This is a genomic window from Paracoccus sp. T5 (assembly GCF_048538155.2).
Taxonomy (GTDB): Bacteria; Pseudomonadota; Alphaproteobacteria; order Rhodobacterales; family Rhodobacteraceae; genus Paracoccus.
In genome coordinates this window covers 1,150,757-1,162,615 of record NZ_CM135809.1, presented here as the reverse complement: position 1 = coordinate 1,162,615, position 11,859 = coordinate 1,150,757, and the positions used below count along the sequence as shown (strand labels likewise).

The window sequence follows — 11,859 nt, the reverse complement described above, 5'->3', positions numbered from 1 at the left end:
TGGAAACTTGGCAAAGGGTGCGGCGTTCTGTCATCAAGGCGTCGTCCGGACGACATAACCTCGACGCCACTTACGCTTTTCTCAGGGCTCACATGGATCTAGCGCGAATTACCCCCGTCGGCCATCGCACCGCCTCCTGCGGTACCGAGGGATTGTTGCCCGAAAGCCGGCCAAGGGCGGATCATGCCTTCGTGACGCTGGTCAGCAATCCCGCCTATCTTCCCGGTGCCGAGGCGCTGCTGAGATCCCTGCGGCTGACCGGGACCCCCGCCGATCTGGTCGTGATGCACCGGGGGCTGGAGGAGGCGCATCTGGCCCGGCTGCGGCAGCATGGGGCACGGCTCATCTCGGCCGATCTGCTGCCGACGTCGGAAAGCTTCGACCTGACCCATGCGCGCGATGCGCTGCATTCCCGCGCCGCCTTCACGCGGGGCGGCAAGCCGGCCTTCCACACGCCGCTGGACAATTTCATCAAGCTGCGCCTGTGGCAGCTGGATTACGAGCGCTGTGTCTTCATCGACGCCGACGCGGTGGTGCTGCGGCCGGTGGACAAGCTTTTCGACATGCCCGAACTCTGCGCCGCGCCGAATGTCTATGACGGGCTGGACGGGTTTCACCGCATGAACTCGGGCGTCTTCACCGCACGGCCCGACCCCGGCACCTATCGCGAGATGCTGGCATGCCTGGACCGGCCGCGTGTCTTCTGGCGGCGCACGGACCAGACCTTCCTGCAGGACTTCTTTCCTGACTGGCACGGACTGTCGGTCCATCACAACCTGCTGCAATATGTCTGGATCCACATGCCCGAACTGTGGAACTGGGACGAGGTCAGAATCCTGCATTATCAATATGAAAAGCCCTGGCAGGATCACGACAAGGCGCATCTGCTGCGCCCGCTGATCGACCTGTGGCGCGCCATCGCGGCCGGCCACCCCGTCCCCGATCTCAGCGCCCAGGCCCGCCCGGCCGCGTGATGCGGGTCGTTCTGACCGGCGCCGGGGGGATCATCGGCGGCGCCACATGGGCCGCCCTGATCCGGGCTGGGCACCAGGTCACTCCGCTGGATCGCAGGCATGGCTGGCAACTCGGCCAGACGGTTCCATTGGGGGACCACGATGCCCTGATCCACTGCGCCTTTGCCCATGTGCCGGGCCGCTATCGGGGCGGCGAAGGAGATGATCCGGCCGCCTTTCTTGCCGCCAACCTGGAGGGCAGCCGCCGGTTGTTCGATGAGGCCGCCGAGGCAGGGCTGGGCCGCATCCTCTTCCTGTCGTCGCGTGCCGTCCATGACGGCCATCCGGCCGGGATGCGGCTGCCGGACGACCTGCCCCCCATGCCCACCAGTCTCTATGGAGAGGTCAAGGCCCAGGCCGAGGCGCATCTGGCGGGCCTGCGCGCGCCGGACCGCGCCACCTGCGCCCTTCGCGCCACCGGGGTCTACGGCCCAGGGCCGGCGAACAAGTGGCGCGGCCTGTTCTCCGACTACCTCTCCGGGCGCCCGGTGGAGCCTCGCGTCGCGACCGAGGTGCATGTGGACGACCTTGCCCGCGCGCTGCTGCTGCTGCTGGACCACCCTGCCCCGCCCCCCAGCCTGAATTGCAGCGACCTGGTGCTGGACCGGCACGACCTGCTGGCGCGGGTCCAGGACCTGACCGGCTGCCCCTCTCCGCCCCCCCTGCGCGCGGATGCCCGTGCACTGCGCGTTCCGGATTGTTCCGGGCTCCGGGCGGCGGGCTGGACACCGGGCGGCATGGCACTGTTGCAGGACAGCCTGCGCGAACTGCTGGACCCGGTGGCCGATCTGTGATCGGTTGAAGGCCAGTCACCGACGGCCCATCCCATGCCCCGATCCCTCGCCGCCACGGTTCTGCGCGGCTTCAGCGACCGCGCCCGCAGCACCTTGCGCATCATGCGCGAACGCGGCCCCAGCCAGGCCCAGTTCTGGCTGCTCGCCCTGCTGATCGGCATCGGGGCAGGCTTTGCGGCGCTTGGCTTCAGGCTGGGCATCTCGGCGCTGCAGCGGGCGGTCTATGGGGCGGATGATGTCACGCTGGCCAGTGCGGCGGGTGACCTGCCGTGGGTCTGGGTCCTGGTCGTGCCGATGATCGGCGGCTTGGCCGTCGGCCTGATCCTGGACCGCTTCACCCCCGACGCCCGGGCGCGCGCGGTGTCCGACGTGATCGAGGGGGCGGCACTGGACGGGGGGCGGGTCGAGGTGCGCGCCGGGCTTGCCTCGGCCGCGGCCTCGCTGATCACGCTTGGCACGGGCGGCAGTGCGGGGCGCGAGGGGCCGGTGGTGCATCTGGCGGGCGTCGTCTCGACCCTGGTCGCCCGGCGCATCAAGGCCAGCCCCATGACCGGCCGGGAGCTTCTGGGCTGCGCCGTCGCGGGCGCCGTCGCCGCCAGTTTCAATGCGCCGATCGCCGGCGCCCTTTTCGCCCACGAGGTCGTGCTGCGCCACTTTGCCCTGCATGCCTTTGCCCCCATCGCCATCGCCGCGGTCGCGGGCACGGTCATCAACCGGCTGCAATTCGGCGGGCTGACCGAATTCACCCTGCCGCTGAAGATGGACATGGCCTTTTATGTCGAACTGCCGGCTTTCATGGCCTTGGGCCTGATCTGCGCCCTGGTCGCGGCGGCGCTGATGCGGTCGATCTTTCGCGCCGACAGCGCCGCCAGCTGGGCGATGTCCCGCCTCGGCTGGCCGCGCTGGTCACGCCCGGCGCTGGCGGGGCTGTGCCTGGGGCTGATCGCCATTCCGTTTCCGCACATCATCGGCGTCGGCTATGAAACAACGGCCGCCGCGCTTGGCGGCCAGATCGGTCTGGGGCAGGCCATCCTGTTCGCGACCGTCAAGGCGATCGCGGTGGCGATCACCCTTGGCGGCCGGATGGGGGGCGGGGTCTTTTCGCCGGCCTTGGTGATGGGGTCGCTGACAGGGCTGGCCTTCGGGATCATCGCGACCGGCATCGCGCCCGAGTATTCGGGCAGCGTGAACGTCTATGCCTTTGCCGGCATGGGCGCCGTCGGCGCCGCCGTCCTGGGCGCCCCGATCTCGACCGCGCTGATCGTGTTCGAGATGACCGGCGACTGGCAGACAGGGATCGCCGTCATGACCTCGGTCTCGCTCAGCTCGGCCCTGGCCTCGCGCCTGGTCAAGCGATCCTTCTTCCTGACCCAGTTGGAACGGCGCGGCATCCGCCTGAGCGAGGGGCCGCAGGCCTGGCTGCCCCACCAGCTGCGCATCACCCCCGTGATCCGCCCCATGGACCAGGAGGGCGCGCCTGCCCCCGACCTCGTGCGCAACCTCGCGGCCGCGGGTTCAAGCCTGCCCCTGACCAGCACCTTGGCCGAGGCGCTGCTCGAGTTCGACCGGACCGGCGCGGCCTTCCTGCCGGTGATCGAGACGTCCGATCCCGAGGCCGAGCCGCAGATCATCGGCACCGTGCGCCATGTCGACGCCCTGCGGGAACTGAACCGCGCCCTGGCGGAAACCGCGGCGGAGGAGCATGGCTGATCGCCGGGTCAGCCCCGACGGATCGAGGCCATGCCCAGCACCCGCGCCCGCTTGCGCGGGTCGCTGTCGAACAGCGCGGCCAGCTGTTCGGTGATCGCGCCGGCCAGCTGCTCGGCATCGGTTATGGTCACCGCGCGCTGGTAATAGCGCGTCACGTCGTGACCGATGCCGATGGCCAGCAGCTCGACCGCGCGGCGTTTCTCGACCATGGCAATGACGTCGCGCAGGTGGCGTTCCAGGAAATTGGCCGGATTGACCGACAGCGTGCTGTCATCGACCGGCGCCCCGTCCGAGATCACCATCAGGATCTTGCGCGCCTCGGGCCGCCGCGACAGGCGCTTGTGTGCCCATTCCAGCGCCTCGCCGTCGATGTTTTCCTTCAACAGCCCTTCCTTCATCATCAGCCCCAGGTTCGGGCGCACCCGGCGCCAGGGCGCGTCGGCGGATTTGTAGATGATGTGGCGCAGGTCGTTCAGGCGGCCGGGCTGGGCCGGGCGGCCGGCGGCCAGCCAGGCCTCCCGCGCCTGCCCGCCCTTCCAGGCGCGGGTGGTAAAGCCCAGGATCTCGACCTTGACGTTGCAGCGCTCCAGCGTGCGCGCCAGCACGTCGGCGCAGATCGCGGCGATGCTGATGGGCCGGCCGCGCATCGAGCCCGAATTGTCGATCAGCAGCGTCACCACCGTATCGCGGAACTCGGTGTCCTTCTCGACCTTGAAGGACAGGGGCGTGGTCGGATTGGCCACGACCCGCGCCAGGCGGCCGGCATCCAGCACGCCCTCCTCCTTGTCGAACTCCCAGCTGCGGTTCTGCTGGGCCTGCAAGCGGCGCTGCAGCTTGTTGGCCAGGCGGCTGACGGCGCCGCGCAGGGGCTCCAGCTGCTTGTCCAGATAGGCGCGCAGGCGTTCCAGTTCCGCGGGATCGGCCAGGTCCTCGGCCCGGATCTCTTCGTCCCAGGTCTGGGCAAAGATGCGATAGTCGGGGCTGGCCTCGCTGACCGGCGGCGGCTGGTCGGGGGGCGTCTCGGATTCGGGCATCTCGGCCTCGTCCGACATCTCGTCCTCCGAGCTGTCGTCCATGCTGACCTGCGCCTGGCGTTCGTCCTGGGTCTGTTCCTGGCTGCGCTCGGGGCTGGCCTCGGCCTCGTCGCTGTCGTCCTGGTCGCGGGACTGGTTGTCGCCGCCCTCCTCGTCCTGCTCGGCGTTCTCCTCGGCGTCGTCCTCCTCGGGCTCGTCGGGATCCTCTCCCAGCTGGTCGCCATAGCCCAGATCGGTAATGATGCGCCGTGACAGCCGCGCGAACAGCGCCTGGTCGGCCAGCGCCGCATTCACGTCGGCCAGCGCCCCTCCGGCCTGGCTTTCCACGAAGGGCCGCCACAGGTCGGCGACATGCTGCGCCCCGGCAGGCAGGGCACGCCCGGTCGCGGCCTGGCGCAGGATATAGCCCGCCGCGACGGACAGCGGCGCATCGGCGGGCGCCTTGATCTGCGAATAGCCCTTCTTGTCGGCCTCGGCCCCGATCTTGGCGTCGATGTTGGACAGCGCGCCCGGCATGTCGCGGGCGCCAAGCGCCTCGCAGCGGGCCGTCTCCATCGCCTCGTAAAGCTCGCGGGCCATGGGGCCGGCCGGTGCGTATCTGGAATGGGTGCCCGCGTCGTGGTGGCGCATCCGCATCGCCAGGGCATCGGCGGTGCCGCGGGCCAGCAGGACCTCGTCCCGGCCCATCCGGCGGCTGATCTGCGGCAGGCGCATCGTGTCGCCCGCCACGCCCGCAGGGTCGGCGCTGAAGGTGACGTTCAGTTCGCGCTCGTCGGCCAGAGCGCGGGTCGCCTCGGTCAGCGCCTTCTTGAACGGGTCGGCAGGGTTGTCGGACTTTTTCATGGCAACCATAGAACACCACGGGCGGCGCCAGACAAGAGGGGCCGCGCGACGCCGCGCAGCCGCTGTGCGATCATGCACGCGGGCGGCAGGCAACCTTGTCGCATCGGCGGGGTTGGTCCGGCGAACGCATCAACCTCCGAGGTTCCCATGTCCAATCCCCGCATCGCCGTCATCATCAGCTCGACCCGCGAGGCCCGCTTTGCCGACAAGCCGGCCGGGTGGCTGATGGAGCAGGTCAAGGGTCATCCCGATCTGGACTTCGAGCTGGTCGACCTGCGCGACCAGAACCTGCCCTTCTTCGACGAGGCCGCCTCGAACCTCTGGGCCCCGTCCGAGGACCCGAACGCCGTCGCCTGGCAGAAAAAGCTGGCGGGCTTTGACGGGTTCATGTTCGTCGTGGCGGAATACAACCACTCGATCACCGGGGCGCTGAAGAACGCGCTGGACCAAGCCTACAAGGAATGGAACCGCAAGCCGATGGCCGCCCTGGCCTATGGCGGCGTCGGCGGCGCGCGGGCGCTGGAACAGCTGCGCCTGATCGCGATCGAGTTGCAGATGGTGCCGCTGCGGAACGCCGTCCATATCGGCGGCGGGGACTTCTTGAAGGTCTCGCCCTTGGGCGAGAATGCCCCGATGTCGACGATCGAGGATCACCTGAAGGGTTCGCTGAAGGCCACGCTGGACGAGCTGACCTTCTGGGCCAGGCTTCTCAAGGATGCGCCCAAGCCCTGAGCCGGTGCGGCCCCGACCATCCGGCCGGGGCTGCCCCTCTCAGCCCGCCCTGGCGGCGGCGCTTTCGGGCAGTTCCTCGTCGAACAGGCGCTGATAGAACTCGGCCACGGTCTGGCGCTCCAGCTCGTCGCACTTGTTCAGGAAGGTCAGCCGGAAGGCATAACCCACATTGTCGAAGATCCGCGCGTTCTGCGCCCAGGAGATCACCGTCCGGGGCGACATGACCGTGGACAGGTCGCCCTGCATGAAGGCTGTTCGCGTCAGGTCTGCCAGCGTCACCATCTGGCTGATCGTGCGGCGGCCCTTTTCGTTGTTGTACTGCGGCACCTTGGCCAGAACGATCGCGGCCTCGGCATCATGGGACAGGTAGTTCAGCGTGGCGACCAGCGACCAGCGGTCCATCTGGCCCTGGTTGATCTGCTGCGTGCCATGATAGAGGCCCGTCGTGTCGCCCAGGCCCACGGTGTTCGCCGTCGCGAAGAGGCGGAAGCAGGGGTTCGGCGTGATCACCTCGTTCTGGTCCAGCAGCGTCAGCTTGCCGTCGGTTTCCAGCACGCGCTGGATCACGAACATCACGTCGGCCCGGCCAGCGTCGTATTCGTCAAAGACGATGGCGGTCGGGTTGCGCAGCGCCCAGGGCAGGATGCCCTCGTGGAAGACGGTGACCTGCTTGCCGTCGACCAGCTTGATCGCGTCCTTGCCGATCAGGTCGATCCGGCTGACATGGCTGTCCAGGTTCACCCGCACGCAGGGCCAGTTCAGCCGCGCGGCCACCTGTTCGATATGGGTCGACTTGCCGGTGCCGTGATAGCCCTGGATCATCACCCGGCGGTTATAGGCAAAGCCCGCCAGGATCGCCATCGTGGTGTCTGGGTCGAACTTGTAGGTGCTGTCGATTTCGGGGACGCGGTCGGTGCGTTCGGCAAAGCCCTTCACCTTCATGTCGCTGTCCAGACCGAACACTTCGCGCAGGTCGATCTCTTCGGTGGGTTTGGCGTTCATGTCCAGCATCGTCCGGCCCTTTCAACATCTCAGCGCCTTGATCGCGCATTCATGGCGCAGGCGCAAGGCAGGGCCTTGCAGGGCGCAGGCGCAAGGCAGGGCCTCGTTGACGCGCGGGAACAGGGTCCATAAGCTGCGCCTACACCCATGCCGAGGACCTGTTGCCTGTGACCCAAGCACGACTGACCGAGCTGGAGCAGCTGATCTCGCGTGTCGCCATGGGCGACCGAACCGCCTTTGACGCCCTTTATGACGCGACCTCGGCCAAGCTGCACGCGGTCTGCCTGTCGGTGCTGAAGGACCGTCCCGAGGCCGAGGAAACCCTGCAGGAGGTCTATATCCGCGTCTGGCAGAGCGCCGCGCGCTATGCCTCGAACGGGCTGTCGCCGATGACCTGGCTGATCACCATCGCCCGCAACCGCGCCATCGACCGGCTGCGCTCGCGCAGCGCCCGCCCGGCCACCGCATCGGAAGATGCCGCGGCCGCCGTGCCGTCGTCGGATCCCAGCCCCGAAACCGCGACCATTCTGGCGCAGGAGCGGCGGATGCTGCACGAATGCCTGGGGCAGCTGGGCGGGCCGCAGGCCGGGGCGGTGCGGGCCGTCTATCTGGAAGGCGTCACCTATGCCGATCTTGCCGAACGCGAGGGAATGCCCATCAATACCGTCCGCAGTTGGCTGCGCCGCAGCCTGCTGCGTCTCAAGGACTGCGTGACGCAATGATCGACGACGCCCCCCTGACCCCGCATGAGGAAGACGAGGCCATGGCCGCCGAACTGGCCCTGGGCCTGCTGGACGGCGCCGAGGCGCAGGAGGCCGTGGCGCGGCTGTCGCAGGACCCGGAATTCGCGCAGTCCGTGCGCGACTGGCAGGAACGGCTGGCGGCCATGACCGACGACCTGACCCCCGTGATGGCCCCCGCCCGCGCCCGGCAGGCCATCCGCGAGCGGCTTGGCCACGTGCGGGCGCCGCTGACGCGGGATCCGAACGAACGCAACTCTTGGTGGCGCAGCCCCTGGGGCGCGCTGGTGGGCAGCTTGACGGTGGCGGCCACGGTCGCCGTGCTGTGGCTGCCCGGCCAGCAGCAGCAGCAGCCGGTGACCGGCCCGGCCTATCAGGTCGAGCTGGTGGCGCAGGAGATAGCCCTGCGCGTCGCGGCACAGGTGGAGGGCCGCGAGATGCAGTTCCTGATGCAGAGCGGCGGCGCCGCCGAAGGCCGCGACCTGGAGATCTGGTGGATCGAGCCGGACGGATCGGCGCCCATCTCCATGGGGGTGCTGCCGCGCGACGGCAACATGCGCATGACCCTGCCCCAGGGGATGGAGCCCTCGGACCAGATCCGCATCGCGCTGTCGGACGAACCTGCCGGCGGCTCGCCAACCGGGCAGGCCACCGGGCCCGTCGTGGCCATCGCGGAACTCACGCGTTTGTGAACATAAGGTTCTCGGGCGGGGTGCAACTTCCCCGCCCTGCCCTTCGTGGTTGGGGATACCGGGCGACGATGAACGCCCCGATACCCAACCGGAGGAACCGTCATGACCAACAGCTTCACCAAGATCAGCGCCTCGATCCTTGCCGCCACGATCGCCCTTGGCGCACCTGCCCTGGCCCAGAACACGATGGTCGGCGGTGCCGAGATGTTCCCCGACCGCAACATCGTGGAAAATGCCGTGAACTCGGCCGACCACACCACGCTGGTCGCTGCCGTGCAGGCCGCGGGCCTGGCCGAGACGCTGTCCGGCCCCGGCCCCTTCACCGTCTTTGCGCCGGTCAACAGCGCCTTTGAAAAGCTGCCCGCCGGCACGGTCGAAGACCTGCTGAAGCCCGAGAACCTTGAGACGCTGCAGAAGGTCCTGACCTGCCACGTCGTCCCGACCGAGGCCTTCTCGCCGGCCGTGGGCCGCATGGTGATGGAAGGCGGCGGCTCGGCCGCGCTGGAGACCGTGGGCGGCTGCACGCTGACCGCCTCCATCGACGCCACCACCAACGCCCTGCAGATCACCGACGAGAACGGCAATGTCGCCACCGTCAACATCCCGGATGTCGATCAGTCGAACGGCGTGATCCACGTCATCGACACCGTCCTGCTGCCGGCGTCGTAACCCGCCGCGGCAGGGGGCAGCGCCCCCGAACCAGCTGCCCCACGGCCCGCGCAGGTTTTGCCTGCGCGGGCTTTTTACCGCTCTGGTGCGGCGCGGAAGAACCTCTGGCCCGTTTCGGGCGTTGCGCAGCCAAAGGTGCTTGCGGCACGGTGCCGCAACCGACAAATCCAGAGGGACGACATGAGTGGTCTGGTTGCGCTTCTTGACGACATTGCAAGCATCTCCAAGGTGGCGGCGGCCTCGATCGACGACGTGGCGGGACAGGCCGCCAAGGCCGGGGCCAAGGCCGCGGGCGCGGTCATCGACGATGCCGCGGTGACGCCGAAATACGTGCACGGCTTTGATGCCGGCCGGGAACTTCCGATCGTGTGGAAGATCGCGCGCGGCTCGCTGTTCAACAAGCTGGTGATCCTGCTGCCGGTGGCGCTGCTGCTGTCGGCCTTTGCGCCTTGGGCGATCCCGCCCCTGCTGATGCTGGGCGGGGCCTACCTGTGCTATGAAGGCGCGCACAAGGTGGCGCATCTGTTCCTGCACACCGATGCCCATGACAGCGAAAAGCACACCCATCCCAATACCGATGGCGCCGCACTGGAGGAGGCGCGGGTGGCCGGCGCGATCAAGACCGACTTCATCCTGTCGGCCGAGATCATGACCATCGCCCTGTCCACCATCCCGGTGCAGGACTCCCTGCTGATGAAGGCGGTGATCCTGGCGCTGGTCGCGGTGGCGATCACGGTGGCGGTCTACGGCTTCGTGGCGTTGATCGTGAAGGCCGACGACCTGGGGGTGCACATGGCCACGCAGCGCAGCGGCGCCGTGGCGGCCCTGGGACGCGGGATCGTCCATGTCATGCCCGGCTTCATGACGACGCTGACCGTGGTCGGCACCGCCGCGATGATCTGGGTCGGTGGGCAGATCATCGTCCACGGCCTGCACGAACTGGGCTGGCACGCCCCCTATGACCTGATCCACGACCTGTCGGAATCGGCGGCCGCCGCGGTGCCTGCCGCGCCGGGCATCGTCGCTTGGATCACCACGGCCTTTTTCGACGGGCTGGTGGGTCTGGCCATCGGCCTGCTGCTGCTGCCCATCGTGACGCGGGTCATCAACCCGCTGTTGCAGGTCACGATCCTGCCGCTGATGGCGCGCTGGTGGCCGGTTCAGAAGCAGATTCGCCAAGATTGACCGGTTGGTCAAATACTGTCACATTCCGTCCATGCGAATGTTGCGGAGCTGTCACGCGGAGGGCTTAGGCGGGGCAGCACATCGCAACTCCAATGGGAGGGAATACAACATGATCCGATATAGCACCGCATCCGCGGTGGCGCTTGTTGCGTCGCTGAGCGCGGCCTCGGCCGAAACGGCGATCGAGTGGTGGCACGCCATGGGCGGCGAACTGGGCGCCAAGCTGGAAGAGATCGTCCAGGGCTTCAACGACAGCCAGGACGAATATCGCGTGAACCCGTCCTACAAGGGCACCTATCCCGAGACGATGACCGCCGCGATCGCGGCCTTCCGCGCCAACCAGCAGCCGACCATCGTGCAGGTCTTTGAGGTCGGCACCGGCACGATGATGGCCGCCGAGGGCGCCATCGTCCCCGTCCACCAGCTGATGGAGGAGCATGGCCAGGGCTTCGACAAGTCCGCCTTCCTGCCGCAGGTCGTGGGCTATTACACCGATCCCGAAGGCAACATGCTGTCGATGCCGTTCAACAGCTCGACCCCGATCGTGTATTACAACAAGTCGGTCTTCGAGAAGGCCGGCCTGGACCCCGAACAGCCGCCCAAGACCTGGGCCGAGCTGGAGCAGTTCTCGAAGCAGATCAAGGACTCCGGTGCGGCCAGCTGCGGCTTCACCACCCAGTGGATCAGCTGGATCCAGACCGAGAACCTGTCGGCCTGGCACAACCAGCCCATCGGCACGATGGAAAACGGCTTTGGCGGGCTGGATGCGCGGCTGTCGCTGAACGGCCCCGTCCAGGTCAAGCACTGGGAGAACCTCAAGCGCTGGTCCGACGAGGGCATCTTCAAATATGGCGGCCCGGTCGGCGGCGACAACGCCGCGCCGATGTTCTACTCGCAGGAATGCGCGATGATCATGGGCAGCTCGGCCAGCCGGGCGGGCGTGATCGCCAACGCCAAGGACTTTGACCTCGGCTATGGCATGCTGCCCTATTACGAGGATGTCGAAGGCGCGCCGCAGAACTCGATCATCGGGGGCGCGACCCTGTGGGTGCTGTCGGGCAAGTCGGACGAGGAATATGCCGCCGCTGCGGCCTTCTTCGACTATCTCTCCTCGCCCGAGGTGCAGGCGGATTGGGCGTCCTTCTCGGGCTACCTGCCGATCACCGAGGCTGCGCGCGAGCAGATGGCCGACTTCTACGCCCAGAACCCGGGCGCCGATACCGGCATCAACCAGATCACGCTGAACGAGCCGACCGAGAACTCCAAGGGGCTGCGGTTCGGCAACTATGTCCAGATCCGCGGCATCATCGACGAGGAGTTCGAGCAGCTGATGTCAGGCTCCAAGGATGCCCAGGGTGCGCTGGACAGCGTGGTCGAGCGTGGCGACGACCTGCTGGAACAGTTCCAGGCGCAAAGCCAGTAAGCACTGGCAGTCATGGCCGGGG

Annotated in this window: 11 protein-coding genes; 9 read left to right on the top strand and 2 right to left on the bottom strand. The window is 67.9% G+C overall.

Annotated elements, in window-relative coordinates:
- Window positions 1-92: 92 nt before the first annotated feature.
- The 3 genes from ACNR9W_RS05745 to ACNR9W_RS05735 are packed head-to-tail and all read left to right on the top strand — an operon-like array spanning window position 93 to window position 3,517.
- A complete protein-coding gene (locus ACNR9W_RS05745) occupies window positions 93-974 on the top strand; it encodes a glycosyltransferase (RefSeq protein WP_419267904.1) in 882 nt (293 codons plus the stop codon).
- Window positions 974-1,807, top strand: coding sequence for an NAD-dependent epimerase/dehydratase family protein (locus tag ACNR9W_RS05740; RefSeq protein ID WP_419267903.1), 834 nt, complete (start codon window positions 974-976; stop codon window positions 1,805-1,807). The genes ACNR9W_RS05745 and ACNR9W_RS05740 overlap by 1 nt, the downstream gene beginning before the upstream one ends.
- A gap of 33 nt (window positions 1,808-1,840) precedes the next feature.
- Window positions 1,841-3,517: a chloride channel protein gene (locus tag ACNR9W_RS05735; protein WP_419267902.1), complete on the top strand. Its 1,677-nt coding sequence runs from the start codon at window positions 1,841-1,843 to the stop codon at window positions 3,515-3,517.
- An 8-nt stretch (window positions 3,518-3,525) separates the two neighbouring features.
- Here ACNR9W_RS05735 and cobT read toward each other — a convergent pair whose 3' ends face one another.
- Entirely contained in the window at window positions 3,526-5,394 is a 1,869-nt protein-coding gene (gene cobT, locus ACNR9W_RS05730) for a cobaltochelatase subunit CobT (protein ID WP_419267901.1), read from the bottom strand.
- Between the two features lie 147 nt (window positions 5,395-5,541).
- Between cobT and ACNR9W_RS05725 the strand changes: the two genes are divergently transcribed.
- On the top strand, window positions 5,542-6,126 hold the full coding sequence (locus ACNR9W_RS05725) for an NADPH-dependent FMN reductase (protein WP_419267900.1): 585 nt from the start codon (window positions 5,542-5,544) through the stop codon (window positions 6,124-6,126).
- Window positions 6,127-6,165: 39 nt separating this feature from the next.
- Here ACNR9W_RS05725 and cobS read toward each other — a convergent pair whose 3' ends face one another.
- Entirely contained in the window at window positions 6,166-7,137 is a 972-nt protein-coding gene (cobS, locus tag ACNR9W_RS05720) for a cobaltochelatase subunit CobS (RefSeq protein WP_419267899.1), read from the bottom strand.
- A gap of 158 nt (window positions 7,138-7,295) precedes the next feature.
- Between cobS and ACNR9W_RS05715 the strand changes: the two genes are divergently transcribed.
- From ACNR9W_RS05715 to ugpB, 5 genes are all read left to right on the top strand, one after another.
- Window positions 7,296-7,850: a sigma-70 family RNA polymerase sigma factor gene (locus tag ACNR9W_RS05715; RefSeq protein ID WP_419267898.1), complete on the top strand. Its 555-nt coding sequence runs from the start codon at window positions 7,296-7,298 to the stop codon at window positions 7,848-7,850.
- Window positions 7,847-8,560, top strand: a complete 714-nt coding sequence (locus ACNR9W_RS05710; protein WP_419267897.1) for an anti-sigma factor — start codon at window positions 7,847-7,849, stop codon at window positions 8,558-8,560. Before ACNR9W_RS05715 ends, ACNR9W_RS05710 begins: the two co-directional genes overlap by 4 nt.
- A gap of 102 nt (window positions 8,561-8,662) precedes the next feature.
- On the top strand, window positions 8,663-9,229 hold the full coding sequence (locus ACNR9W_RS05705; RefSeq protein WP_419267896.1) for a fasciclin domain-containing protein: 567 nt from the start codon (window positions 8,663-8,665) through the stop codon (window positions 9,227-9,229).
- 180 nt (window positions 9,230-9,409) lie between these two features.
- Window positions 9,410-10,414 carry a DUF808 domain-containing protein gene (locus ACNR9W_RS05700; protein ID WP_419267895.1) on the top strand — a complete coding sequence of 335 codons (1,005 nt, stop codon included), beginning with the start codon at window positions 9,410-9,412 and terminating at the stop codon, window positions 10,412-10,414.
- A 109-nt stretch (window positions 10,415-10,523) separates the two neighbouring features.
- A complete protein-coding gene (ugpB, locus tag ACNR9W_RS05695; protein WP_419267894.1) occupies window positions 10,524-11,837 on the top strand; it encodes a sn-glycerol-3-phosphate ABC transporter substrate-binding protein UgpB in 1,314 nt (437 codons plus the stop codon).
- Window positions 11,838-11,859: the final 22 nt, after the last annotated feature.